The 24340-nt window shown below is 74.7% G+C and carries 21 protein-coding genes; 10 read left to right on the top strand and 11 right to left on the bottom strand.

Going from position 1 to position 24340, the window contains the following annotated elements:
* Nucleotides 1-46: 46 nt before the first annotated feature.
* A complete protein-coding gene (locus OG472_RS10825; RefSeq protein ID WP_401609595.1) occupies nt 47-1549 on the top strand; it encodes a PLP-dependent aminotransferase family protein in 1503 nt (500 codons plus the stop codon).
* Between the two features lie 39 nt (nt 1550-1588).
* Here OG472_RS10825 and OG472_RS10820 read toward each other — a convergent pair whose 3' ends face one another.
* Both OG472_RS10820 and OG472_RS10815 read right to left on the bottom strand, forming a co-directional pair.
* Nucleotides 1589-3202 carry a hypothetical protein gene (locus tag OG472_RS10820; protein ID WP_401609597.1) on the bottom strand — a complete coding sequence of 538 codons (1614 nt, stop codon included), beginning with the start codon at nt 3200-3202 and terminating at the stop codon, nt 1589-1591.
* Nucleotides 3203-3274: 72 nt separating this feature from the next.
* Nucleotides 3275-3469, bottom strand: a complete 195-nt coding sequence (locus tag OG472_RS10815) for a hypothetical protein (protein WP_007262923.1) — start codon at nt 3467-3469, stop codon at nt 3275-3277.
* A gap of 316 nt (nt 3470-3785) precedes the next feature.
* Here OG472_RS10815 and OG472_RS10810 point away from each other — a divergent pair, with 316 nt between their 5' ends.
* On the top strand, nt 3786-4208 hold the full coding sequence (locus OG472_RS10810) for an ankyrin repeat domain-containing protein (RefSeq protein ID WP_327412789.1): 423 nt from the start codon (nt 3786-3788) through the stop codon (nt 4206-4208).
* A 332-nt stretch (nt 4209-4540) separates the two neighbouring features.
* Nucleotides 4541-5938 (top strand): HEAT repeat domain-containing protein, encoded by a 1398-nt coding sequence (locus OG472_RS10805; protein ID WP_401609600.1) that lies wholly within the window; start codon nt 4541-4543, stop codon nt 5936-5938.
* A gap of 82 nt (nt 5939-6020) precedes the next feature.
* On the opposite strand, the gene OG472_RS10800 is transcribed toward OG472_RS10805, so the two are convergent.
* From OG472_RS10800 to OG472_RS10785, 4 genes are all read right to left on the bottom strand, one after another.
* Complete coding sequence (locus OG472_RS10800) at nt 6021-6188, bottom strand: hypothetical protein (protein WP_405941356.1); 168 nt, start codon at nt 6186-6188, stop codon at nt 6021-6023.
* 148 nt (nt 6189-6336) lie between these two features.
* A complete protein-coding gene (locus OG472_RS10795) occupies nt 6337-7203 on the bottom strand; it encodes a biotin-dependent carboxyltransferase family protein (RefSeq protein WP_405829217.1) in 867 nt (288 codons plus the stop codon).
* Nucleotides 7196-7816 (bottom strand): allophanate hydrolase subunit 1, encoded by a 621-nt coding sequence (locus OG472_RS10790; protein ID WP_401609608.1) that lies wholly within the window; start codon nt 7814-7816, stop codon nt 7196-7198. The genes OG472_RS10795 and OG472_RS10790 overlap by 8 nt, the downstream gene beginning before the upstream one ends.
* Nucleotides 7813-8607 carry a LamB/YcsF family protein gene (locus OG472_RS10785; RefSeq protein ID WP_405941355.1) on the bottom strand — a complete coding sequence of 265 codons (795 nt, stop codon included), beginning with the start codon at nt 8605-8607 and terminating at the stop codon, nt 7813-7815. The genes OG472_RS10790 and OG472_RS10785 overlap by 4 nt, the downstream gene beginning before the upstream one ends.
* A 100-nt stretch (nt 8608-8707) precedes the next feature.
* Between OG472_RS10785 and OG472_RS10780 the strand changes: the two genes are divergently transcribed.
* From OG472_RS10780 to OG472_RS10770, 3 genes are all read left to right on the top strand, one after another.
* Nucleotides 8708-10213 (top strand): hypothetical protein, encoded by a 1506-nt coding sequence (locus tag OG472_RS10780; protein ID WP_401609612.1) that lies wholly within the window; start codon nt 8708-8710, stop codon nt 10211-10213.
* 283 nt (nt 10214-10496) lie between these two features.
* On the top strand, nt 10497-11396 hold the full coding sequence (locus OG472_RS10775; protein WP_401609615.1) for a hypothetical protein: 900 nt from the start codon (nt 10497-10499) through the stop codon (nt 11394-11396).
* Between the two features lie 54 nt (nt 11397-11450).
* The gene (locus OG472_RS10770; protein ID WP_405941354.1) at nt 11451-16133 is read left to right on the top strand and encodes a hypothetical protein; all 4683 of its coding nucleotides are present in this window, start codon (nt 11451-11453) and stop codon (nt 16131-16133) included.
* 10 nt (nt 16134-16143) lie between these two features.
* Here the strand turns inward: OG472_RS10770 and OG472_RS10765 are convergent, their stop codons facing one another.
* Entirely contained in the window at nt 16144-16593 is a 450-nt protein-coding gene (locus tag OG472_RS10765) for a hypothetical protein (RefSeq protein WP_401609621.1), read from the bottom strand.
* 386 nt (nt 16594-16979) lie between these two features.
* On the opposite strand from OG472_RS10765, the gene OG472_RS10760 reads away from it, so the two are divergent.
* Genes OG472_RS10760 through OG472_RS10745 form a run of 4 tightly spaced genes read left to right on the top strand, consistent with a single transcriptional unit; the run spans nt 16980 to nt 21321 of the window.
* Nucleotides 16980-19805 carry a nitrate- and nitrite sensing domain-containing protein gene (locus tag OG472_RS10760; RefSeq protein WP_405941353.1) on the top strand — a complete coding sequence of 942 codons (2826 nt, stop codon included), beginning with the start codon at nt 16980-16982 and terminating at the stop codon, nt 19803-19805.
* Nucleotides 19802-20239 (top strand): roadblock/LC7 domain-containing protein, encoded by a 438-nt coding sequence (locus OG472_RS10755; protein ID WP_030016314.1) that lies wholly within the window; start codon nt 19802-19804, stop codon nt 20237-20239. Before OG472_RS10760 ends, OG472_RS10755 begins: the two co-directional genes overlap by 4 nt.
* 10 nt (nt 20240-20249) lie before the next feature.
* Complete coding sequence (locus tag OG472_RS10750; protein ID WP_401609626.1) at nt 20250-20714, top strand: DUF742 domain-containing protein; 465 nt, start codon at nt 20250-20252, stop codon at nt 20712-20714.
* Complete coding sequence (locus OG472_RS10745) at nt 20695-21321, top strand: GTP-binding protein (RefSeq protein ID WP_401609629.1); 627 nt, start codon at nt 20695-20697, stop codon at nt 21319-21321. The genes OG472_RS10750 and OG472_RS10745 overlap by 20 nt, the downstream gene beginning before the upstream one ends.
* Nucleotides 21322-21540: 219 nt before the next feature.
* Here OG472_RS10745 and OG472_RS10740 read toward each other — a convergent pair whose 3' ends face one another.
* The 4 genes from OG472_RS10740 to OG472_RS10725 are packed head-to-tail and all read right to left on the bottom strand — an operon-like array spanning nt 21541 to nt 24320.
* Nucleotides 21541-22731, bottom strand: a complete 1191-nt coding sequence (locus OG472_RS10740) for a lipid-transfer protein (protein ID WP_401609631.1) — start codon at nt 22729-22731, stop codon at nt 21541-21543.
* Nucleotides 22728-23183 carry a Zn-ribbon domain-containing OB-fold protein gene (locus OG472_RS10735; protein WP_405941352.1) on the bottom strand — a complete coding sequence of 152 codons (456 nt, stop codon included), beginning with the start codon at nt 23181-23183 and terminating at the stop codon, nt 22728-22730. Before OG472_RS10735 ends, OG472_RS10740 begins: the two co-directional genes overlap by 4 nt.
* A gap of 32 nt (nt 23184-23215) precedes the next feature.
* Entirely contained in the window at nt 23216-23584 is a 369-nt protein-coding gene (locus OG472_RS10730; protein WP_361769315.1) for a DUF962 domain-containing protein, read from the bottom strand.
* A gap of 13 nt (nt 23585-23597) precedes the next feature.
* Entirely contained in the window at nt 23598-24320 is a 723-nt protein-coding gene (locus tag OG472_RS10725) for a M15 family metallopeptidase (RefSeq protein WP_405941351.1), read from the bottom strand.
* Nucleotides 24321-24340: the final 20 nt, after the last annotated feature.

Here is a 24340-nt window from a genome sequence, read left to right as displayed (position 1 = left end):
CGGCGCCCGCCGTCGAGGCCAATCCGACGAAGGTGGACCGGACGCAATGGCCGAATGGACCTCGGCGGTCGGCGCCGCGCAGCTCGCCCGTCTCATCACCTCGCAGCAGGAGCGCCCCGCAGTCCCCGGCGCCCGCAAACTGCCCGCGTACCGCACCCTCGCCGACGGCATCCGCCTCCTCGTCCTCGAGGGCCGCGTCCCGGTCGCCGCCCGGCTCCCCGCCGAGCGGGAGCTGGCCGTCGCCCTCTCCCTCAGCCGCACGACCGTCGCCGCGGCGTACGAGGCCCTGCGCGGGGAGGGGTTCCTGGAGTCCCGCCGGGGCGCCGGCAGCTGGACCTCCGTACCGGCCGGGAACCCGCTGCCCGCGCGCGGCCTGGAGCCGCTGCCGCCCGAGTCGCTCGGCTCGATGATCGACCTCGGCTGCGCCGCCCTCCCCGCCCCCGAGCCCTGGCTCACCAAGGCCGTCCAGGGCGCCCTGGAGGAGCTGCCCCCGTACGCGCACACCCACGGCGACTACCCGGCCGGCCTGCCCGCGCTGCGCCGGATGCTCGCCGACCGGTACACCGAGCAGGGCATCCCCACCATGCCCGAGCAGATCATGGTCACCACCGGTGCGATGGGCGCGATCGACGCCATCTGCAGCCTCTTCGCCGGGCGCGGGGAGCGGATCGCCGTCGAGTCGCCGTCCTACGCCAACATCCTCCAGCTCATGCGCGCCGCCGGGGTCCGCCTCGTGCCCGTCGCCATGGCGGACGGGCTGGGCGGCTGGGACATGGACGTCTGGCGGCAGGTGCTGCGCGACTCGGCCCCCCGCCTCGCCTATGTCGTGGCCGACTTCCACAACCCGACCGGAGCCCTGGCCTCCGACGAGCAGCGCCGCGCCATGGTGGCGGCCGCGCGCTCGGCCGGCACCGTCCTGGTCGCCGACGAGACCATGCAGGAACTCCAGCTGGACCCGGAGCTGGAGATGCCCCGCCCGGTCTGCTCCTTCGACCCGTCCGGCAGCACGGTCATCACCGTGGGCTCCGCCAGCAAGGCCTTCTGGGCGGGCATGCGGATCGGCTGGGTCCGCGCCGCCCCCGACGTGATCCGCAGCCTGGTCGCCGCCCGCGCCTACGCCGACCTGGGCACGCCCGTGCTGGAGCAGCTCGCGGTGAACTGGCTGATGCGCACCGGGGGCTGGCGGGAGGCCGTCGGGATCCGCCGCGACCAGGCCCGGGAGAACCGCGACGCGCTGGTCGCGGCGGTCCGCCGGGAGCTGCCGGACTGGGAGTTCGAGGTTCCGCAGGGCGGGCTGACCCTCTGGGCCCGCGCGGGCGGCCTGTCGGGCTCGCGGCTCGCCGAGGTGGGGGAGCGGGTCGGCGTACGGGTCCCCTCGGGGCCGAGGTTCGGCGTGGACGGGGCCTTCGAGGGCTACGTCCGGCTGCCGTTCACCGTGGGCGGGCCGGTGGCCGAGGAGGCAGCCTCCCGGCTGGCGGCGGCGGCCCGGCTCGTCGGAACGGGCGCCGGCGGCAGCGGAGCGGAGCCGCCGCGCACGTTCGTGGCGTAACAGCGGCCCCGGCCCCGGTGCAGCGGGAGCGCGCCGGGGTCACGGCGCCTCGGCCGGGACCTCCGGGATCCCCGAGACGCCGACGGCCGAGCCCTGGGCCGGCGGCAGGGCGTGCAGGGGCCTGCCCGGGCCGCGGCCCGGGCCCTGCTGCCGGTCCGGCAGCAGCTCCCGCACGGCCTGGCGGAACACCGCGTTCGCGGCCTCGTCGTACGGGTCCGGGGTGGCGGGCACCTGCAGCCGGTGTACGGGACCCGCGCCGAGCCGGGCGTACCCGCGGCCGGCCGGCACCTGGGCGGTCGGGGTGGTGTGCGGCGGCAGCCCCAGCACGTCGGCGATCTGCTGGATCCCGGCGGGCCCGAGGACGATCCGGGCGCGGGTGTGCTGCCAGACGGCGTCGTTCAGCAGTTCCAGGTGGTCGAAGTGCTCGGCCACCACCACCGTGACGTGCGCGGGCCGGCCGTGCCGCAGCGGCACCTGCAGCTGGGCGAGCGGGTCGGGGCCCCCTTCGGCGACCGCGAGGTGGGCCAGCACGCTCGGCTGGTCCAGCAGGATCCACAGCGGGCGCCGGGTGTCCTCGGGCGCGGGCCGGCCGGACTCACGGGCCCGGTGGGTGGCGATGAGCCGCCGCTCGGTCTCCTGCGCGGCCCACTCCAGGGTGGCCTGTGCCCCGGTCGGCCCGCATTCCACGGCGAGGACGCCGGCGCGGCCCGACAGGCAGGAGTAGTCGCCGCTGCCGCCGCCGTCGACGATCAGGACGTCGCCGCCGTGCCGCAGGGCCTGCAGGGCGAGGGAGCGGAGCAGGGTGGAGGTGCCGGTGCCGGGCTGGCCGACGGCCAGCAGGTGGGGCTCGGTGGAGCGGGGCCCGGTGCGCCAGATCACCGGCGGCACGTCGCGGGGCTCGTCGCCCTCCAGGACGGGCAGGGTGCGCTGCACGCCGCACGCGTCGGTGAAGCCGAGCACGGTCTCGCCGGGCGAGGTGACGAACGGCTGGGCGGCGATGCCCGTCGGCAGCGCCGCCAGCACACTCAGGTCGAGCTGGTTGCCCTCCTCGTCCCAGTCGAAGAGATACTCCCGTCCGCGCCCGGACTTGGCGTGCAGCAGTGCCTCGATCCGGGCCCGTGAGGCGGCCTCGCCATCGGTGAAGTAGGCCGGGTAGCGGATGTGGAGCCGGGTGATGCGGCCCGCCTCGTCGAACTCGTAGCCGCTGAAGGCCTTGTCCCAGTCCCCGCCGTGGGCGAAGAGGGGGTTCGGGTCCTCCGGGATGGAGAAGTACGGCACGAGGGCTTCGTAGAGGGAGCCGAGCCGTTCGGTCTCGGCATCGCTGGGCCCGGTCTTCACCGGGGTGCGGTCGCGTCCCTGCCAGGCCGCGGCCGCCATGAGGGTGATCAGGGCGAGGAGCGGACCGTAGGGGACGAGCGCGACCACGAGGACGCAGGCGGCTCCCAGGAACAGCGCGGGACCACGCTTGTCCTTGGGGGTCTCGGACCATCTGCGCCGCCCGGCCGAGGCCAGGATGCGCAGCCCGCGTCCGATGGTGAGGAGCGGATGGAGGACGTCCGTGGCGGTGTCGGCGGCCGTGCGAGCGAGGTCGCGGCCCCGGGACAGCGACGCGGTGCCGCTGTTGAGGATGCGGGGAAGTGGGCGCCGGGCCACGGGCGTCTCCTGGAGTTGTGGGTGTGACGGGTGCTTCGGGTGTTGCTGGTGGCGCTGCGCGATGGGGCCGGCCTAGAGCTTGATCCCGCCGAGCAGGCTCGCGAGGCTCGCCGTGCTCGCCGTGATGCTCGGGGCGATGGCGGAGCCGGCGAGGAAGAAACCGAAGAGCGCGCACACGAACGCGTGCGTCAGCTTCATCCCGTCCTTCTTGAAGAAGAGGAAGCAGATGATGCCGAGCAGGACCACGCCTGAGATGGACAGGACCATGAGAGGTTCTCCTGGTTGGTGGGGACAGTCACCATCAGTTCTTCCAGGCTCACAGCAAGTATCAATGCGACAAAAGGTGCATACGGGTGAATCTCCAGGTTTTTCACTTGACCGGCTCAGCCCGGCTGGCGCGTCCGGCGCGCAGGGGGTCGAGGGTGATCCTTGCCTCGGCCCGGCCCGGACATGTGCAGGCCAGGGCGCTACTCTGGCGATTCACCCGTACGGACGCAGTGCCGTGCACCCCCCTGCCCGCCCGTCCTGGGGACGGGGCTGCGGGGCGGACCATGTCAGCAACGAGTGAAAGGCGGTACGAACGATGAGCGAGCAGGCTGCAGAAGGCGCCGGTTCCCAGGGCGTCCCCGACGAGGACGTCATCGAACTGGCCACCAAGATCTTCGACCTCGCCCGTCAGGGTGAGACCGAGACGCTCACCGCCTACCTCGACGCCGGGGTCCCGGCGAACCTCACCAACGACCGCGGCGACACCCTCGTCATGCTCGCCGCCTACCACGGCCACGCCGAGGCGGTCTCGGCCCTGCTGGCCCGCGGCGCCGAGGCCGACCGCGCCAACGACCGCGGCCAGACCCCGCTCGCCGGGGCGGTCTTCAAGGGCGAGGAGGCCGTCATCCGCGCCCTGCTCGCCGGCGGGGCCGATCCGAACGCCGGAACGCCCTCCGCCGTGGACACGGCGCGCATGTTCGCCAAGGCCGACCTGCTGGAACTTTTCGGAGCCAAGTAGTCCGCTTTTGCCGGGGATCTGGCCGGGCCCGGCCGCTTCCCGACCTCACAGGTTGGTCACGGCGGCCGTAAATGTGGTCGCGGTGCACAAACCGGCTGGGCCATCATGGCGTCGGATTCGATTCGCGAGCACGGGGGGCGGGCCGGAGCGGGTAGGACACGAAGAGTGTCCCGGCCCGACCCGGCCACCATGGTCACGAAGAACTGACGAGAGTGAGAAGGCAATGGTCTACATCGAGCGGAACATGACGGCGGACGTCCTCACATGCTGTTACGCGGCCTTGTGAATCCCGATTCCCGGTTGCGTCCCCAGCTTGATTTGAGGCCATTCCCATGTTCGAACCAGTCATAGCGCCGAGCGGTACCCTGCTCGGGCTCCTCCAGCGCGGCCGCGGCGACGGCACGCTGCACGCACTCGCGGCACCCAGGGTCGAGGCCCTCGAGGCCCTCAACCAGTGCGTGCTCCGAGACCCGCGCCAGGACTGGCAGGTCGAGAACCGCTCCTTGTACTACGCCCGGCTCTACCTGGACCTCAACGGTCCCCTGGGCGAGATCGAGAACCACCTCTTCAGCGCCGACGACCTCGTCGACGAAGAGGACCACCGGACCGGCCTCGCCCTGTCCGTCCTCGGCCACCTGGCCTCGTACGGCCGCGACGACGCGCTCATGCTCCTGCGCCGGTATGCCGCCTCAGGGGCGAACTGGGCCTGGGCCCTCGACGAGCTCGCCCTGCGCGACGACGACGAAGGCCTGCGGTCCCTGGCCGCGCCCGTCCTCGCCAGATTCCCCGCCACGGCGGAGGGCGAGGCGCGGCTGGCCGCCGCCGTCCGCGACGCCTACGAGCCCCGGCCGTGGTGCCTGTGGGAGGAGACCCCGCAGCACGGCGAGCGCCTGCGCGCCGCCCGTCAGCAGGGCTCCTTCGACCGCTGGCAGCGCCAGCTGAACCCGAACGGCCCCCGGCCCGGCTGGGGAGTCCAGGCCGTCTTCGACTGGGCCGCCGACGGGCTGCGCCGCGGCACACCGCTGCACGTGCCCGCCGCGCGCTGCCTGGCCGCCGTGGCGGCGCCCGAGGACCGCTCCGCCATCCTCGCGGCCGCCGCCGGCGCCTCCGGCGAGGCCGCCCGCGCCACGGCCCTGCACCACCTGGTCCTCGCCGAGCCGGAGAACCCGGCCGTGCTGGACCTCATCGAGGCCGCCGCCGACGAACCCGCCGTGGCCGCCTACGAGCGCATGTGCGGCCCCGGGGCCGTCGAACGGGCCCGGCGCTGGATCCACCGCCCCGACGCCCTGGGCGCGGCCGCCGCGGCCATCCTCGCCGCCCGGGGCGGATCCGAGGACGCGGAACTGGTCCTCGGCGCCCTGCGCTCCACGGTCCGCGGCTCGGGCCCCGACACCCGGCGGCTCTATGCCCTCGTCGACGGAGCCGGCCGCCTCGCCATCGGCTGCGCGGCCCCCGTCCTGCGCCACATCTACCGCGAGACGGCCTCGTCCCACCTGCGCGGCCGGGCCGCACGGGCCCTCGCCAGCACGGACCCCTCCTTCGCGGCGGGCTTCGCCGTCGAATGCCTCTGGGACTGCGAGGAGACCACCCGCGAGGTGGCGGCCCGCCACGCCGAGACCGCCGACGCCCGGGTCGCACCCCGGCTGCGCCGCCTGGCGACGGACCCGGCCGAGGAAGAGGACGTCCAGTCGGCCGTACGCAGCCGGATCGCTCCGGAGTCCGCGGTGTAGCACCCCGCCACCACGACAGGCATCGGCCCGGCCCCCTGGAGAAGGGGCCGGGCCGAGTGCTGTGCGGGCCCGGGCCGCCGGGCTACGGCGCCGGGGTGACGGGCGCCGCCACGGGGCCGCCGGGAGGCGCCGTGGCGACGCCCTGCAGGCGTTCGAGCGCCTTCTGCATCTCCTCCTCCTGCCGCTGCTCCTCCTCGACGCTCGGAACGCCGGTGCCCTCGCACGGCGTCACCTCCGCCGTCCCCTTCACGCCCGTCCCGACGCCCGACCGGTGGAGCATGCGCCGGGGCCCGGCGGCCCGGTCCTCCGTCCTGGGCTTCGCACCCTGGTTCCTCCCCCTGCGCCGGGGGCCCGGCCGGCCCCTCACTCCGTACTTGGCCGGAGCCCCCGCAAACGCTTCACCGGGACCGCAGGAACCTCACCGGTGTCCCCGGACGGGCCTGCGCCGCCGCGTCCAGCGCCGGGCCCGGCGGGACCACGCCCACCACCGGGTAGCCGCCCGTCACCGGGTGGTCGGCCAGGAACACCACCGGCAGGCCGTCCGGCGGGACCTGGACCGCGCCCAGCACCATGCCCTCGCTCGGCAGCTCCCCGGGCCGGGCCCGGACCAGCGGAGGGCCCGCCTCAGTGCGCAGGCCGATGCGGTTGGACCTCGCCGACACCCGGAACTCCGCACGCCACAGCCCGGCCAGTGAAGCCGGCGCGAACCAGTCCGCGCGCGGCCCCGGGCGGAGCGGGAGCAGCAGTTCCGCGGGCGGCCCGGGCAGGGCGCAGAGGTCCGCCCCGGGCACCGGATCCGGCCCGGCGGGGCCCACCGCCAGCCGCATCCCGGCCGACAGGACGGCCGGCCCCAGGCCCGACAGCAGGTCCGCCGAGCGACTGCCGAGGACCGGCGGGACGGCCAGGCCTCCCCGTACCGCGACATAGCTGCGCAGCCCCGATTCCGCCGGGCCCACCTCCAGCTCCGCCCCGGCCGGCAGCCGGACCGCCGCTCCCCAGGCCGCCGGGCGACCGGAGATCCGTACGGAACAGGGGGCGCCGGTGACCGCCACGACCGTCGCGGCGAGCGCCCGCAGCACGGTCCCGTCCAGGGTCGTCTCCAGCGCTGCCGCGTCCGGCGGGTTGCCGACCAGCCGGTTGGCCAGCGCGTACGCCGCCGTGTCCAGCGCACCCGAGCGCGGGACGCCCAGGTGCGCGTATCCCGGGCGCCCCCGGTCCTGGACCGTCGTCAGCGCGCCCGGCCGCACCACCAGCAGCTCAGCCACGGCCCGCCTCCGTGAACCGCACCCGGACGCCCGGCGCGAACAGCGCCGCCGGTTCCCGCTCCGGGTCCCAGAGCACCGCGTCCGTGGAGCCGATCAGCTGCCAGCCGCCGGGGGAGGAGCGCGGATACACGCCCGCGTACTCGCCGGCCAGCGCCAGCGAGCCCGCCGGGACGGCCGTACGGGGCGTGTCCCGCCGAGGCAGGTGGAAGCGTTCCGGGAGCCCCGTCAGATAGCCGAATCCGGGGGCGAAGCCGCAGAAGGCCACCCGGAAGCCGGTGCCGCCGACGATCCCCGGGACCTCCTGCGGGGACACCCCCCACCGCCGGGCCACCTCCGCCAGGTCCGGGCCGTCGTACCGCACCGGGACGGTCACCAGCGGCCCCTCCGCCTCCGCGAGCGCGGGCACCTCCCAGCGGGCGATCCGGACCGCCAGCGCGGCCGGGTCCCGCACCCCGTCCAGCAGCACGGTCCGCGCCGCCGGCACCAGGTCCCGTACGGGGCCCAGCTCGCCCTCGTCCCGGCGGCGCAGCAGCTCGGCGTGGAGCGCGGCCACCTCCGCGGCCGAGTCCAGCTCGATCAGCAGTGCCTCGCCGCCCACCACCAGGGGCCTCACGCGAAGGCCTCCACGCGGACCCCGGCCGCGGCCAGCGCCTCCCGGACCCGCCGCGCGAGCACGGCCGCGCCCGGGGTGTCCCCGTGCAGGCACAGCGAGCGTGCGGCCACCGGGACCGGCGACCCGTCGGCAGCCGTCACCGTCCCCTCGGCGGCCATCCGCACGGCCCGCGCCACCACCGCGTCCGGATCGTGCAGCACCGCTCCCGGCTCGGTGCGCGGCACCAGCGTCCCGGCGGGCGTGTAGGCGCGGTCGGCGAAGGCCTCCGGCACGGCGGCCAGCCCGGCCCCCTCGGCGGCGGCGAGCAGGAGCGATCCGGGCAGCCCCAGGACGGGCAGGCCCCCGGTGGCACCGGACCCGGCGGCCAGCCGGACGCCGGCGACCACGGCGGCGGCCTGGTCGCCGTCGTGCACGGTCCGGTTGTAGAGCGCGCCGTGCGGTTTCACGTACGACACCCGGGAGCCGGCCGCCCGCGCGAACACCTCCAGCGCGCCGATCTGGTAGGCCACCTCGTCCGCCAGCTCGCCGGCCGGCACGTCCATCGCGCGCCGTCCGAAGCCGGCCAGGTCGCGGTAGGAGACCTGTGCGCCGATCCGCACGCCCCGCTCGGCGGCCAGTTCGCAGACCCGGCGCATGATGGACGGGTCCCCGGCGTGGAAACCGCAGGCCACGTTGGCGCTCGTGACGACGGACAGCAGTGCCTCGTCGTCGGTGAGGGTCCAGCGCCCGAAGCCCTCGCCGAGGTCGGCGTTGAGGTCGACCAGGGGAGAGGATGCGATCATGGAATCCATGCGCTGAGCGTAGAGCAGGCGTCCGACGGACCGGCCGGGGACGATCCGGCCGAACCATGCCGTTTGGGATGTTGTCAGCAACAGCGCCTAGTCTTTGTCCGTGACTCTCCCAGCCCCGGCGAAGACCCTCCCGTCCCCGGCGCCGGGCCCGGCCGCCGACGAGGGCCTGGCCCGGCGGCTGCGCGCCCTCGCCTGCACCGCCCCGCTCCACGACCTCGACGTACGCAAGGCCAATCTGGCGGGCGAGTACGGGGTCTACGCGATGGCCGAGGTCGCGCTGGCCGCGATCGACCTGGTCACGCTCAACATGGACTTCGACACGGGCGCCGACCACGAGCAGATAGTGGCCAGGCTGCTGCCGCGCGTCGCGGCCCAGGCCCCCTCCCGCCCGGCGGCCGAGCACGAGCGGGTGGCCCGCTGGGTGCTGGAGAACCTGATCAACGTCGGCAGCGTCGACCGCGGCTTCCGCGCGATCTACGGCACCTTCGGCCCGGACGGGGTCTACGTCCGCCGGGACTACGACTTCAAGCTGATCGAGGAGGTCCCGGGCTACGGCGGCGCCGTCTACCTGCGCACCACCGACGAGGCCGTCAACGTCCTGGTCGGCGCCCTCGACACCGACGTCACCAGCGCCCAGATCGCCGCCGAGGTCAAGCTGGAGGTGCTGATCAGCCGCGGGCGGCTGGCCGACGCCCAGCTGGCCGCCGAGCAGGCCCGCTACCGGACCGTCCAGTACGCCGAGACCCTGCGCCGCACGCTGGACGCGACCCGGCGCAACGTCCGGGCCGTGGACTGGCTCCAGGCCGTGCCCGACATGATCGCCGAGGCCCTCGACCACGTCGCCGACCGCTACCGCCACGAGAACGCGATCCTCACCAACATCCGCAAGGCGCGCGACGAGGCCGAGGAGCCGGAGAGCAAGCGGCGGGCCGCCGAGCTCGTCGACATCGTCAAGGACTGCATCCGCCGCCACACCCAGCTCCAGTCCCGGCTGCTGGACGCGGGCCCGTTGTTCCGTGCCGAGCAGGACCGCCAGGCCTTCGCCGCCCCGGCGCCGCGCTCCGGCATCGACCTGTACGGCCAGCTCGTGGCCCCGCTCCTGCCGCTGCCCCTGGAGCAGGCGAGCCGGGTGACCGACGCCTTCTTCGCCTCCGGCGCCGGGCTGCGCACGCCGGTCTCGGTGCGCGTGGCCGACCTGGTCGAGATCCTGCTCACCCCGCCCGTGGAGCGCGAGCACCTCGGCGCGGAGATGCCCGAACCCGACCTCATCGCCACCCCGGACGACAGCCGTTTCAGCGAGGAGCAGCTCGCCGCCGCGATGCAGCTCCTCGACCTCCCGCACGACGCACCGCGGCGGCTCTCGGGGCTCCTCGCGGAGGCCCGGCGCAGCGATGCGGACCTGCCGTACCTGGTGGCCCTGCTGGCCGTCCACGCGGCGAGCCCGGCCGTCGGCACGGCGTACCGGCAGGGGGAGGAGCGGCTGCTCTTCGCGGTGGACGACGGGACGCAGCTCGACGACCCCGAGTTCGGCGGCGCCGACCTCATCGTCGGCACCGCCCTCCTCGACGCCGCCGGCATGGCCGCGGACCGCGCGGAGGCCTCATGACCGCCATTGCCCTGGCCGGGCCCGTCGCAGTCTCACCGGCTTCCGCTCCAGCCCCTCCGGCACCCGATTCAGCCCCTCCGGCGTTTGAGGAGCGGGGTCTGGGGCGGAGCCCCAGGAAACCCGGCTCCGCCGGGCACCGGGCTCTGCCCGGACCCTCCCCCAGCTACCGCTGGGAGGTGCCCCCTGCTCAAACGCCGGCGAGGCTGAATCGGCCCCCGCTGGCTCCGCGCAGCGAACCCGCCCGCACCGCCCGAACCACCCGCACCGCCGAGGAGACCCACCCGTGAGCGACCACCACGCCGAGCACCCCGCGTGGAGCGAGCCCGCGGCTCCCGCGACCCCCGTCGCGGCCGCGGGCCCGGCGGTGACCCCCGCCGACGCCGCCGACGCGGCCCGGCTCGTCGCCTTCGGGCTGCAGCCCAAGCTGCTCCCCGCCCGGGACGCCGAGTACGCCGAGCTGCTCCGCCGCTACCGCGAGGACCCAGGCTTCGGCCGCCTCGCCGACGCCGTCGCCACCGGCCTCGGCCTCGTCGTCCTGGAGGTGTCCCCGCGCGCGGGCATGGCCGTGGCCGCCGGCGAGGACTCCGTCTTCGCCGTCCGGATGGGCGACTACGCCCGCCGCACCGCCGCCGACTCCGCCGACCGGTTCCTGCACGGCCTGGCCCACCTCGCCGTCGCCGCCCTCGCCTTCCCCCGCCCCGAGGACCTCGCCGACGACGGCTACATCGGCCGCATCACCGTCAACGGCGTCGACTCCTTCGTCCGGCAGACCTGCCGCCGTCTGGAGGAGCGCGCCGAGGAGAGCGGTGAGAACACCGACCCGGCCTCCGACGCCCCCGGCCTGGAGGCCGCCTGGCGCGTCTACGCCCGCCGCAGCGCGACCGGCGCCACCAAGGACGCCCGCCGCCTGGCCGGCTCCACCACCGGCATCGTCGGCAAGGCCGCCGCCTTCCTCACCGACTCCGGTTTCCTGCAGCGCACCGGCGACGAGTCCGGCGGCACGTACCGCACCACCCCCCGCTACCAGCTCCAGGTCCGCGACATGGCGGGCAGTGCGGCCATGGCCGAACTGCTGGAACTCGGCGTGGTCCCCGTCTCCGACGGCTCCGCCACCCTCCTGCCGCCGCCCGAAGGCGACGACCTGGACCTGGCCGCCGACGCCGGGCTCCCGTTCCACGCCTGAGCCACCCGTCCTCCGTACGCCCTGAGTCACCAGACACCACGAGAGTCCGCCGCCATGTACGAGCTGTCCCGGATCCGCCTCTACTCCATCGGGCCCGCCGGTGCGCGCTACGCCGACACCGTGCTCGACCTGCGCGGAGTCGGCGAGCCGGTGCCCCACCCGGCGCCGGCCCAGGCGGAGTTCTTCGAGGACGAGCCCACCGGCCCGCCGCGCCGCCCCGCCCCCGCCGGCGTGCTCTTCCTGGAGAACGGCGGCGGCAAGTCCGTCCTGCTCAAGCTGATCTTCTCGGTGATGCTGCCCGGCCACCGCAACACCCTCGGCGGCGCGAGCTCCGGCGTCCTGCGCAAGTTCCTGCTCGCCGACGACTGCGGCCACGTGGCCCTGGAGTGGCAGCACACCCAGACCGGCGAGTGCGTGGTCGTCGGCAAGGTCAGCGAATGGCGCGGCCGCCAGGTCTCCAACGACCCGCGCAAGTTCGCCGAGGCCTGGTACTCCTTCCGCCCCGGCCCGGGCCTCGGCCTGGACAACCTGCCCGTCGCCGAGGCCACCGCCGTGCGCGCGCCCGTCGAGGGCGCCTCCGGTGCCCAGGGCCGCCGCCGCACCATGAAGGGCTTCCGCGACGCCCTGACCGAGGCCGGCAAGGCCTACCCGCACCTCGAGGTGTACTTCGAGGAGATCCACGACCGCTGGAACGAGCACCTCACCGAACTCGGCCTCGACCCCGAACTCTTCCGCTACCAGCGCGAGATGAACGCCGACGAGGGCGAGGCGGCCGGCCTCTTCGCGGTGAAGAAGGACTCCGACTTCACCGACCTCCTGCTGCGCGCCGTCACCGACACCCGCGATACCGACGGCCTCGCCGACCTCGTCCACGGCTTCGGCAACAAGCTCGGCCGCCGCGCCGAGCTCATGGCCGAACGCGATTTCACCGCCGGCTCGGTGGACCTGCTGACCAAGATCGTCGAGGCCGCCGGGACCCGCTCCCGGCTGCGCGACGTCCACGCGGGCGCGGAACGCCGTACGCGCACCCTCGCCCGGCGGCTGTCCGCCCGCGCCGCCGGGGAACGCGGCCGCGCCGCCGACCTCGCCCAGCAGGTCACCGCCGCCGCCCACCAGGTCACCGCCGCCGACTCCGCCCGCGCCCGCACCGCCGCCGTCTCCGCCGAACTCGCCTACCGGCACGCCTCGCTGGCCCTGACCGTCGCCGACAAGGCCGCCGCCGCCCAGCGCCGCGAACTCCTCGAAGCCCGCACGCTGCACTCCGCGTGGCAGGCCGCCGAGATCGTGCTCCGCCACCGCGCAGCCGCCGACCGTTCCGCCCGCGTCGCCGCCGCGATCCGCGAGGCCGAGCGGGACGCCGCCCCGGCGCTGGCCGCACGCGCCACGGCCGCCGGCGAGCTCGTACGGGCCCTGCACACAGCCGCCGAGCACGGGGAACGGCTCGCCAACGAGGAGGAGGAGCGTTCCGCCGCCCTCCAGGCCACCGGCGAGGACTCCCACCGCGACGCCACCGCCGCCGCCACGGCCGCCCAGCGGGCCCGCAGCGAGGCCGAGCACCTCCGCTCGCGCCTCGCCGAGGTCCAGCAGGAGACCGCCGAGGCCGTCCGCGCCGGCTGGCTCGACGACTCCGCCCCCGACGCCGACCCGGCGCGCGCGGCCCTCGCCGCCACCGACGCCGAGAAGACCGCAGTGGCCGCCTGGGACGAGGCCCGGGAGGCCGCCCGCGCCGGCGCCGAAGCCGCCCGCGAGGCCGCCGCCGCGGAATCCCGCGCCGAGCTCACCGCCGCCCGTGCAGCGGACGCCGCCGACGCCGCCGAGGCCGCCCACGACGCCGAGTACCGGGCGGCTGCCTCCCTCGCCGCCTCCCCCCGCCTCGCCGAGCTCCTCGGCCTGCCCTCCGCGCACGCCCCGGCCTTCCCGCGCCCCCGGTCCGGTACGCCGGCCGGCGCAGGCGCGGGCACCGGCTCCGACACCCCGGAGTCCGGCCACACCGCGACCGCCGGAGGCGAGGGCCTCACGGTCGCGGACCTCGACCGGAACGCCGACGACCTCCGCCGGCTGCTCACAGACGGGGTCACCTCGGCGGAACGCCAGCTGTTCGAGCTGCGCACCGCCGCCGCCGACGACTCCCGCATCCTCGGCGCGCTCGGCGACGGCGGCCTCCTGCCGCCCGGCCCCGACGTCCTCGCCACCGTCGAGTACCTCGGCGAGCACGGCATCCCGGCCCTTCCCGGCTGGCGTTACCTCGCCCAGTCCGTCGACCCCGCCGACCACGCCGCCGTCCTCGCCGCCCGCCCCGAACTCGTCGACGGCGTCGTCATCACCGACCCCGACACCCACAGCCGGGCCCGCGAGGTCCTCTCCGGCGCCGCCCTGCTGCCCCGCTCCACCGTCGCCGTCGGGACCGCCGCCGCCCTGCTGGCGCCCGTACCGCCCGCGGCAGACACCGACACCGCTGTCTTCCTCGTCCCGCCGAACCCGGCCATGCACGACGAGCACGCCGCCGACGAGGAGCGCCAGGCCCTGCGCACCCGCGCCGGCGCCCGCGACACCGAGATCCGCGAACTCGCCGCACGCCTCTCCGGCGACCGCGAACTCGCGGCCCGCCTCGTCTCCTGGCGCACCGGCTGCCCGCCCGGCCGCCTCGCCGAGCTCGCGGAACAGGCCGCGGCCGCCCGTGGGTTCGCCGAGGAGGCCGACGCCGAGCTCGCGGAGGCCCGTACCGTACGCGCCGAGGCCGACGAGGCCGCCGCCGACGCCGCCCGCGTCCGCGAGGAGCGCCAGGACACCGCCCAGCGCGCCCGCCGCGTCGCCGACGCCCTCGCCGGGCTCGCCTTCCGCCTGCGCGAGCGGGCCGGCTGGCAGGCCAGGCTCCGCGAACTCGCCGACGAGGCCGCCGAGTCCGAGGCCCGCGCCGAGGTCTGCCTGGACCGCGCCCGCGCCGCCGACGAGGACCGCCGCGCCGCCCAGCGCGCCGCCGACGACGCCCGCCGCACCGCCCGCGCCCTGCGCGCCGAGCGCGCCGAGATCGCCGGCGCCCCCGACCAGCTGCCCGGCGCGGACGCGGACGGCCCGCGGGTGCCCCTCCCGGACCTCCGCGAGGCCTACCGCGCGGCCTCCCAGCTCTACGAGAAGGTGGGCGTCGGCGCCGACCTGCGCGCCGAACAGGCCCGCGCCGAGAGCGACGAGAGCGCCGCCCTCGCCGAACTCGACCGCCTCACCAACAAGGTCCGTACCCGCGCCGCCCAGCTCCTCGAAGGCACCGACGGCGCCGACGGCCCCTCCCGGCAGGCCGCCGCCGCCCGCGCCGAGTCCCTCGTGCAGATGCTGGAGACCCGCGCGTCCACGGCCAGCGAGCAGCTCGGCCGACTGCGCGGCGAGGCCGAGCGGCACGCCCCCGCCGAGGGCGGGGCGCACACCGAACTGCCCGAGGAACTGGTACCCGAGGACGTCGAACAGGCCCAGGCCCTGCTCCGTACGGCCACCGCCCAGCTCGCCGCACACACCGCGGCCGTGGAGAGCGCCCGCGCCGCCCACGCGGACCTGCTGCGCGCCCACCGCACCGCCGAGGACGGCGCCGGCGGCTTCGACGAGACCGCGGCCCTGCTGCGCGACCTCCTGCGCGACCACGCGCACGCCGAGGACGAGCAGGAGCCGGTGCCCCACCCGGGCACCCTGGAGGAGGCCCGCCAGTCGGCCACCGAGGCCCGCCGCTCCCTGCGCGCCTGCGCGGCCGACCTCTCGGCCGCCGAGTCCGCGGTGCGCGAGGCGAGCGACATCCTGGTCCGGCACGCCAACGCCACCCGCTACGAGCAGGTACGCACCCCCGCGCGCCAGCAGATCCGGGAACTGCCCGCCGCCGCCCTGCCCGAGCACGCGGCAGCCTGGGCGGCGGCCTTCGCCCCCCGGCTTCGCGTCCTCACCGACGAACTGGCGCAGCTGGAGCGCAACCGCGACAGCATCGTCGACCGCCTGCGCGGCCTCGTCGAATCGTCCCTGGCCACGCTCCGCTCCGCGCAGCGCCTCTCCCAGCTGCCGGAGGGCCTGGGCGAATGGTCGGGCCAGGAGTTCCTGCGGATCCGCTTCGAGGAGCCGGACCAGGCCACGCTCACGGAACGGCTCGGCGAGGTCATCGACGAGGCCACCCGCGCGGCCGTGAAGAAGAACAGCACCGCCTCCTTCGGCGAGGGCCGCCGCGACGGCATGTCCCTGCTGCTGAGGGGCGTCCAGGCGGCCCTCGAACCCAAGGGCATCTCCGTGGAGATCCTCAAGCCGGACGCGGTGCTGCGCGCCGAACGCGTCCCCGTCGGCCAGATGGGGGACGTCTTCTCCGGCGGGCAGCTGCTCACCGCCGCGATCGCCCTCTACTGCACGATGGCGGCGCTGCGCAGCAACGACCGCGGCCGCGACAAGCACCGCCACGCAGGCACGCTGTTCCTCGACAACCCGATCGGCCGCGCGAACGCCACGTACCTGCTGGAGCTCCAGCGGGCCGTCTCCGACGCGCTCGGCGTCCAGCTGCTCTACACGACGGGCCTGTTCGACACCACGGCCCTCGCCGAGTTCCCGCTGGTGATCCGGCTGCGCAACGACGCGGACCTGCGGGCGGGCCTGAAGTACATCAGCGTCGAGGAACACCTGCGCCCGGGCCTGCCGCAGCAGTCCCCGGAGGAGGAGACCATCCACGGGGAGATCACCGCCACCCGCATGTTCCGCCGCAGCGGCGTCCCTTCCTGACGCGCACGCGTCAGGGGGACGCGGAGCGGCCGAAGGCCGTCAGGGGGCCGTCGTCCCGGGGTATTCGGCCCGGGGCGGCCTCGCGCGCGGCCCGGGCAGCCCTGCGGGCCTCGCGGCGGCGGCTGCGCGCCGTGCTGCTCGGCTCCGAGAGGACCCCGTACCGCTGGTTCCAGGTCTGCCGGGTGATCCACACGTCCAGCACGCCCCACGTGGCCACGATCGTCCCCGCTATCGCGCCGAGCGCCATCGGCAGGGCCAGCCAGGAGCCGGTCAGGGTCAGGAAGAACGTGATCGCCGCCTGGGTCAGGGTCACGGCCACGATCAACACCGCCCGCACCGCGGAGGTCCGCACCGGATCGGGCATCCGGCGCCGGCGGGCCGGCTCCTCCACCCACAGCCCCCGCCCCGCCGCTCCGGCGTACGCGCCCGAAACCGATCCGCCGCGCTCGTCACTGCTCATGGTCCGCTCACTCCCCACGCCGCGGTCCGTCATGCCTACCCACCACGTCTACCCCCGACGTGGCCCTCGAACAGACAGACGTCCGGCGGCACCGAGAGATTCCCGGATCGCGGAAGCCTCCACGCGCCCCAATGATCGCGGAACGAACAATTCCAGCCATCCATCAGGTTGCAGGAACCGACGCCCCACCGAGTGTCATCTGCCACATATCGGGCTGCACTTGACCGGAAGTGTCGGACAACTGGTGATCTTCGCCCGGGGGTCCGGCCGAAAACGTCCGGACACGCCTTCGAACCTACTCCGGAGCAGTAGTAGGCTCACGCCGTTTAAATGACGGAACACCGACCCCCGGTAACGGGGTTGACCTGGGGGAGGCTGGGGAGGCCATGCGCTTTCGCGGGAAGTCCATCCGCCGGAAGATCGTGGCGTTGCTCCTTGTGCCGCTCGTCTCCCTGACCGCTCTCTGGGGCTTCGCCACGGTCATCACCGGCCGCGAGGCGATCCAACTCTTCGACGTGGCCTACGTGATCGACAAGGTCGGCTACCCCATCGAGGACGTCGTCCGCGTCATCCAGAAGGAACGGCGCCAGACCCTCGTCGTCCTGGGCGACCCGCGGGCCGCCACGGCCACCGCCGAACTCACCAAGCGCCGCGCCGAAACCGACGCGGCCGTCGAGGAGATCAGCGTCAGCGCACGCGACCCCAAGGTCATCGACGAGCTGAGCTCGCAGAGCGCCCAGCGCCTGCGCTCCATCGTCGGCGCCTTCCAGGGCATCGGTGCCATGCGCCGCTCCGTCGATCAGAACGCCCTGGACCCCACCCAGGCCCTGGAGCTCTACAACCGGCTGGTCGACCCCTGCTACGACTTCCTCATGAACCTCCACGGTCTGGACAACGTGGAGGTCGACAAGGAGGGCCGCGCCCTCGTCGGCATCAGCCGCGCCCGCGAGCTGCTCTCCCGCGAGGACGCCGTCGTCGCCTCCGCCCTCGCCGCGCGCAACGTGACCGCACCCGACGTGCGCCACGTCTCCGACTTCGCCGCCAACCGCGCGCTGCTCTACGAGTTCAACCTCGTCACCCTCCCCGCCGACGACCGGGAGCGTTTCGAGAAGTACTGGAAGGACCCCGAGACCAAGCCCCTGCGCGACGCCGAGGAACGGTTCATCGCAGGCGGCGCGGTCAACAAGCCGCGCAGCGTCACCCCCGCCCAGTGGGACGAGGCCGCCGCCAAGGTCCTCGAAGACCTGGCAGCCATGAACACGGCCGCGGGCGACCGCTACCAGCAGCGCATCGAGCCCGTCGCCATGGACGTCATGGTCCAGGCCGCCGCCGCCGGTGTGCTCGGCTTCCTCGCCCTGATCGTGTCCCTGGTCCTCTCCGTGCGCATCGGCCGCGACCTCGTCCGCGACCTGTCCCGGCTGCGCAAGGAGGCCCACGAGGCCTCCGGCGTCCGGCTGCCCAGCGTGATGCGCCGCCTCGCCGCCGGCGAGCCGGTGGACGTGGAGACCGAGGCGCCCCACCTCGAATACGAGAAGGACGAGGTCGGCCAGGTCGGCCAGGCCCTCAACACCCTCCAGCGCGCCGCCGTCGAGGCCGCCGTCAAGCAGGCCGACCTGCGGCGCGGTGTCTCCGAGGTGTTCGTCAACCTGGCCCGCCGCAACCAGGTGCTGCTGCACCGCCAGCTGACGCTCCTCGACACCATGGAACGCCGCACCGAGGACACCGAGGAACTCGCCGACCTCTTCCGCCTCGACCACATGACCACCCGCATGCGCCGCCACGCCGAGGGCCTCGTGATCCTCTCCGGCGCCGCGCCCTCCCGCCAGTGGCGCAAGCCCGTCCAGCTGATGGACGTCGTACGGGCCGCCGTCGCCGAGGTCGAGGACTACGAGCGAATAGAGGTGCGCCGCCTCACGCGCCTGGGCATCGTCGGCCCCGCCGTCGCCGACATCACCCACCTCATCGCCGAACTCCTCGAGAACGCCACGGTGTTCTCCCCGCCGCACACCGCGGTCCAGGTGCACGGCGAGCGCGTGGCCAACGGCTTCACCCTGGAGATCCACGACCGCGGCCTCGGCATGACCCCGGAGGCACTGCTCGACGCGAACCTGCGGCTCGCCGAGACCCCCGAGTTCGAACTCTCCGACACCGACCGCCTCGGCCTGTTCGTCGTCAGCCGCCTCGCGCAGCGCCACAGCGTCAAGGTCGTCCTCCAGCCCAGCCCGTACGGGGGCACCACCGCGGTGGTCTTCCTCCCCGTGGCGCTGCTCACCGACGCCCCCGAGACCAACGGCAACGGCGTGCGCCTCGACGGCGCCCGCGCGGCTGCCACGTCCGTACGGGCCGCCTCGCCCGCGAACGCCGTCCACACCGGCCGGACGACGCCCGAGCGGCCCGCGCCCGTCGCCGTGGAGCGCGCCCCGTCCGGCCGCCCGCTCCCCGCCGCCGAACTGCGCGGCCCGGTCGAGCTGGAGGCCCCGCTCGTGGGCCACGGCCTGGACCCGCTGGACGGCCTCGACGACCCCGCCGTCCTGGACGACGCCACCCCCGGGATCACGCGCCGCACCGGCGCCGCCGGCCGCCCCGTCATGGCCACCCTCGACGACGAGACCCCGCCGAACGGCACCCCGCGCAGCGCCCTGCTCGGCCTGCGCCCGGCCGACCGGCCGCACACCGACCGCCACACCGAGCGGGGCGGCGCCCGCAAGAACGACCGCGACCGCGAATCGCTCGCCCCCACCGGCCCCGTCCGGCTGGAAACCCACCGCGTGGAGGCCTCGCGACCCGATGCCCCCCGCACCCCGGGAGCCGTACCGCTGCCGCGCCGCCGCCCCGCCCCGACCCTGGTCGCCGATCACGGCCGCCGGGTGGAACGCCCGGTGTCGGTGGTCCCGCAGCCCAGCTCCGCCCCGACGGCCGGATCCGGTGACACGGACCCCGCACCCGGCCCGGGCACCGGCGGGCTGCCCCGCCGGGTCCGCCAGGCCAGCCTGGCACCCCAGCTGAAGAAGACCCCGTCCGCCGCACCCGCCGAAGCCGCCACTGACCAGGTGGCCGACCGCGATGCGGAAGACGTACGTACGCGCATGTCCGCACTCCAGCGTGGCTGGACGGCGGGCCGCAACCAGCACGCTCCGCAGCAGTCCGAGACCGAGGCAGGCACCTCCGCCGCCGGCGGTCACGGAAACGAGAACGAAGGGGACGGTCGATGACCGCACCGCAGACCGGCAACGACACCAGGGGCCGCGGCTCCGGCCCGCTCAACTGGCTCCTCGACGAGCTCGTCGACCGGGTCGGCTCCATCCGCAAGGCGGTGGTCCTCTCCGGCGACGGCCTGCCCACCGGCAGCTCCAAGGACCTGACCCGCGAGGACAGCGAGCACCTGGCGGCCGTGGCCTCCGGCTTCCACAGCCTGGCCAAGGGCGTCGGCCGGCACTTCGACTCCGGCCGGGTCCGCCAGACCGTGGTCGAACTCGACGAGGCCTTCCTCTTCGTCATGGCCGCGGGCGACGGCAGCTGCCTCGCCGTGCTGGCCGACGCGGACTCCGACGTCGGGCAGGTCGCGTACGAGATGACGCTGATGGTCAAGCGAGTGGGCGACCACCTGGCGACCGCCCCGCGCACCGGGCTGCCAGCCGGAGGGTGAGTCGTACGGCATGAGCGATTCAGGCCAGGACCACTCCACCGGCACCGACATCGCCGCCGGCATCGGCTTCCCCGTCGATCCGTCGGCCGACGGCCCCGACCACGCGCACTGGTTCGACGACGACGCGGGTCCCGTCGTACGCCCGTACGCCATGACCCGCGGCCGGACCAGTCACGCGGGTCAGCACCGCCTCGACCTGATCGCGCTCGTCGTCGCCGAAGCGGCGGCCGACGATCCGGTCTGGGACATGACCCTCTCCCCGGAACACGCCCACATCCTCGGGCTGTGCCGGGACCGGCCGCAGTCGGTGGCCGAACTCGCGGCCGACCTCGACCTCGCGGTCGGGGTCGTACGCGTCCTCATCGGCGACCTGGTCGACGAGGAACTGGTCCATGTGACCAGGCCGGTACCACCGGCCGAACTGCCCGATGAATCCATTCTGCGTGAGGTGATCGATGGCCTTCGGGCGCTTTAGCCGCACCGGTGCCATGCACGCGGTGTCGCCGGTCGAGCCGCTGACCTTGAAGATCCTGGTCGCGGGCGGCTTCGGGGTGGGCAAGACCACCCTGGTCAGTGCGGTGAGCGAGATCAGACCGCTGCGGACCGAGGAACGGCTCTCCGAGCCGGGCGTCGGTGTCGACGACACCGGGGGAGTGGAGGGCAAGAGCACCACGACCGTGGCCATGGACTTCGGGCGCATCACGCTCCGCGAGGACCTGGTGCTGTACCTGTTCGGCACGCCCGGGCAGGACCGCTTCTGGTTCCTGTGGGACGAGCTGGCCCAGGGCGCGCTCGGCGCCGTGGTCCTCGCCGACACCCGCCGCCTCGCCGACTGCTTCGCGGCCGTCGACTACTTCGAGCGGCGCGGGATCCCGTTCGTGGTCGCGGTCAACTGCTTCGACGGAGCCGATCGGCACCCCGTCCAGACCGTACGGACGGCACTCGACCTCGACCCCGGGGTACCGGTGCTGCTGTGCGACGCACGGGACCGGGAATCCGTGAAGGACGTGCTGGTGGGGGTCGTGGAACACGCGATGTCCCTGGCTCGCGAGCGGCGCCGGAGCCTGTCCGCGGGGGCCTGACGGGCGGGCCCGCACAAGGGCCGTCGCGAGGCCCGTACGAGGGGCCCGGGACCGGCACCCGTACGACGGCCCGACATGGAGGCGACCCGTACCCCCGCCGACTGGGGTACGGGCCGCAGCTCTCACGGGGGGTTCGGGGTCCCGGTCGCGGCGCGGGACTGTGGAGCGAGTGTGAACCTGCCGCAGGGGGCCGTCAAGCGTTCGGACAACACGGGCTGTTCAGCGCACGGCGACGACGGCCGATCCGTGCCCGAACAGCCCCTGATTGGCCGTGATCCCGGCCCTCGCCCCCGGTACCTGCCGGTCCCCGGCCGTCCCGCGCAGCTGCCACGTCAGCTCGCACACCTGCGCGATGGCCTGCGCCGGCACCGCCTCCCCGAAGGAGGCCAGCCCGCCACTGGTGTTGACCGGGATCCGGCCGCCCAGCGCGGTCGCCCCCTCCCGGACGAGCTTCGCCCCCTCGCCCTCCCCGCACAGCCCGATGTCCTCGTACCACTCCAGTTCGAGGGCGGTGGACAGGTCGTACACCTCGGCGAGCGAGAGCTCGTCCGGACCCAGCCCCGCCTCCTCGTACGCGGCGCGCGCGATCGACGACCGGAAGGATCCGGCCGCCGGATCCACGGCCACCGCCGAGTCGGTCGCGATGTCCGGCAGGTCCAGCACCGTCCGCGGATACGTGGGCGTCACCGTGGACACCGCGCGGATCCGCACCGGATCGGCCACCCCGCGCGCACGCGCGAAGTCCATGCTGCTCAGCACCAGCGCCGCGCCCCCGTCGGAGGTGGCGCAGATGTCGAGCAGCCGGAGCGGGTCGGCGACGACCGCGGAGGCCGCGACCTCCTCGGCGCTCACGCTCTTGCGGTAGCGGGCGTGCGGGTTGAGCACCCCCGCCGCCGCGTTCTTCACCTTGACCTGGGCGAAGTCCTCCGGGGTGTCCCCGTAGACGGCCATCCGGCGCCGGGCGTACAGCGCGAAGTACGCCGGGTTGGTGGCCCCCAGCACGCGGAACCGCAGCCAGTCCGGATCGTCCGGCCGGTCGCCGCCCGCCGGGGCGAAGAACCCCTTGGGCGCGGCGTCCGCACCCACCACGAGGACCACGTCGGCCAGGCCCGCCAGGATCTGCGCGCGGGCCGCGCCGATCGCCTGCGCCCCGGAGGCGCAGGCCGCGTACACGCTGGTCACCCGTGCGCCCTGCCAGCCGAGGGCCTGCGCGAAGGTGGCGCCGGCCACGTAGCCCGGGTAGCCCGAGCGCACGGTGTCGGCGCCGACGATCGACTGCACGTCCGTCCAGTCCAGCCCGGCGTCCGCGAGCGCGGCCCGGGCGGCGGTCCGGCCGTATTCGACGAAGCTGCGGCCCCATTTGCCCCAGGGGTGCATTCCGGCCCCGAGGACGGCGATGTCGGCGCTCATGCGGCCCCTCCCACCGGCTTGAACCGCCAGGTGGTCCAGACGGTTTCGGCGTCCTCGTTCAGCACGCCGCCGACCACCTCGACCTCCGTCCCGACCGGCAGATCGGCGACCCCCACCCCGGGCGCCGCCTGCCCCAGCACGACCATGCCCTCGGCTTCCAGTTCCACCGCGACCAGCGTGTACGGCTCCCAGGGCACGCCGGGGTCGGACACGTACGGCGCGGGCGGCCGGTAGCGCCCGTCGGTGCAGGACCAGACCCGGCCCCGCGGGGACAGCGGCACCTCGGTGAGCTCGCCGTCCCCCGGGCAGTGCGGATTGCGGCAGTACGCGTCCTCGCGCGGGAAGAACACCGCGGTGCAGGCCGAGCAGCGGGTGCCGAGCAGCCGGAAGCCGCCGTCCGGACCGTCCTCGGTGAACCACCCCTTCACGACGGGTGTGCGTGTGCGTGCCAAGACCCCTCCCTAGCCAGACTTCTGACGGATCGTCAGAAGTCTGTCACGGGCGGGCACCCCTGGCACGGGTTCTCGGCGAGCCACTTCCGGGCGATCTCGCCCAGCTCCGCGTCCCGCCCGGCCAGCATCATCCGGATCATCTGCGCGTCCCCGCGCAGCGACCATCCCGGATGGCCGAAGGTGGCCGGATTGTTCCCCTCGATCAGGAAGTGCGCCGGCCAGGCGGTCCCGTACCCGATCAGGGGGAGCGCGGCGAGGTAGCGCTTGCGGCCCCGCGCCACCCCGTAGACGCTCAGCGCGAGCCCGGTGAGCGTGCCGGTGAGATGGATCCAGCGGGTGGCGGCCCGGGAGTGCATCGCGACGTAGTACGGCCAGAATTCCTCGTACGAGCTGAAAGTCATGCGGGCACGGTACTCACGGGCGGACGGAGGCGACAGCGACCGGGAAATCGAAATACGTGTCCGGATACGCCTCCGGCTTGTACGTGAAGTGCCACCACTCCTCGGGAAGATTCACGAACCCCTGCTCGGCCAGCGCCCCCTTCAGCAACTGCCGGTGGGCGCGCGCGGCGCCCGTGACCCGCGGATCATCCGTGTGCGAGAGCGGATCGAAGAAGTCGAAGGCGGTCGCCATGTCCACCGGCCGGCCCGACAGTTCCTCCAGAGTCACATCGAGCGTGCTCCCGCGGCTGTGCCCGGACTTCTCCGCGATGTACCCCTCCGGAATGAGCCGGCTCCGCTCCACGTTCGGATAGAACTCCGCCTTCGCCGCCCGGTCGTCCGGGCCGTCCGCCTCCCGCGCCCACCGCACGAACCGGTCGACCGCCCGCTGCGGCCGGTAGCAGTCGTACACCCACAGCGAATACCCGCGCCGCAGCAGACCCCGCTGCGCCCGCCGCAGCGCCTCGGCGGCGGGCCGGGCCAGCAGGCACACCGGCTCCTCGTACCCGTCCACCACCCCACCGGTGAAATTCCGCGCACCGGCGTACCGCATGTCCTGCCGGACGCTCGGATCCACCTCGCGCAGCGCCACGAAACCGGGTCCGGACCCGTGCCCGGACCCGGGTCCGACCCCGTTCCCGGTGGGCGCCGCCGCCCCGCCGGCCAGCACCGCGAGCACACCCACAACAGCCGTCATCCGCATACCCCTTGGCATAC

The organism is Streptomyces sp. NBC_00207, assembly GCF_045160965.1.
Taxonomy (GTDB): Bacteria; Actinomycetota; Actinomycetes; order Streptomycetales; family Streptomycetaceae; genus Streptomyces.
The sequence above is the reverse complement of the archived record's forward strand: the minus strand, read 5'-3'. Positions and strand labels throughout refer to the sequence as shown.

Excerpts from the sequence above, each read along its gene's own strand:
- OG472_RS10805 (WP_401609600.1), top strand. The coding sequence starts at position 4,541 with ATGTTCGAACCAGTCATAGCGCCGAGCGGTACCCTGCTCGGGCTCCTC.
- OG472_RS10765 (WP_401609621.1), bottom strand. The coding sequence starts at position 16,593 with ATGAGCAGTGACGAGCGCGGCGGATCGGTTTCGGGCGCGTACGCCGGA.
- OG472_RS10815 (WP_007262923.1), bottom strand. The coding sequence starts at position 3,469 with ATGGTCCTGTCCATCTCAGGCGTGGTCCTGCTCGGCATCATCTGCTTC.
- OG472_RS10770 (WP_405941354.1), top strand. The coding sequence starts at position 11,451 with ATGTACGAGCTGTCCCGGATCCGCCTCTACTCCATCGGGCCCGCCGGT.
- OG472_RS10825 (WP_401609595.1), top strand. The coding sequence starts at position 47 with ATGGCCGAATGGACCTCGGCGGTCGGCGCCGCGCAGCTCGCCCGTCTC.
- OG472_RS10740 (WP_401609631.1), bottom strand. The coding sequence starts at position 22,731 with ATGAGCGCCGACATCGCCGTCCTCGGGGCCGGAATGCACCCCTGGGGC.
- OG472_RS10760 (WP_405941353.1), top strand. The coding sequence starts at position 16,980 with ATGCGCTTTCGCGGGAAGTCCATCCGCCGGAAGATCGTGGCGTTGCTC.
- OG472_RS10745 (WP_401609629.1), top strand. The coding sequence starts at position 20,695 with ATGGCCTTCGGGCGCTTTAGCCGCACCGGTGCCATGCACGCGGTGTCG.
- OG472_RS10810 (WP_327412789.1), top strand. The coding sequence starts at position 3,786 with ATGAGCGAGCAGGCTGCAGAAGGCGCCGGTTCCCAGGGCGTCCCCGAC.
- OG472_RS10730 (WP_361769315.1), bottom strand. The coding sequence starts at position 23,584 with ATGACTTTCAGCTCGTACGAGGAATTCTGGCCGTACTACGTCGCGATG.
- OG472_RS10725 (WP_405941351.1), bottom strand. The coding sequence starts at position 24,320 with ATGACGGCTGTTGTGGGTGTGCTCGCGGTGCTGGCCGGCGGGGCGGCG.
- OG472_RS10755 (WP_030016314.1), top strand. The coding sequence starts at position 19,802 with ATGACCGCACCGCAGACCGGCAACGACACCAGGGGCCGCGGCTCCGGC.
- OG472_RS10785 (WP_405941355.1), bottom strand. The coding sequence starts at position 8,607 with ATGGATTCCATGATCGCATCCTCTCCCCTGGTCGACCTCAACGCCGAC.
- OG472_RS10750 (WP_401609626.1), top strand. The coding sequence starts at position 20,250 with ATGAGCGATTCAGGCCAGGACCACTCCACCGGCACCGACATCGCCGCC.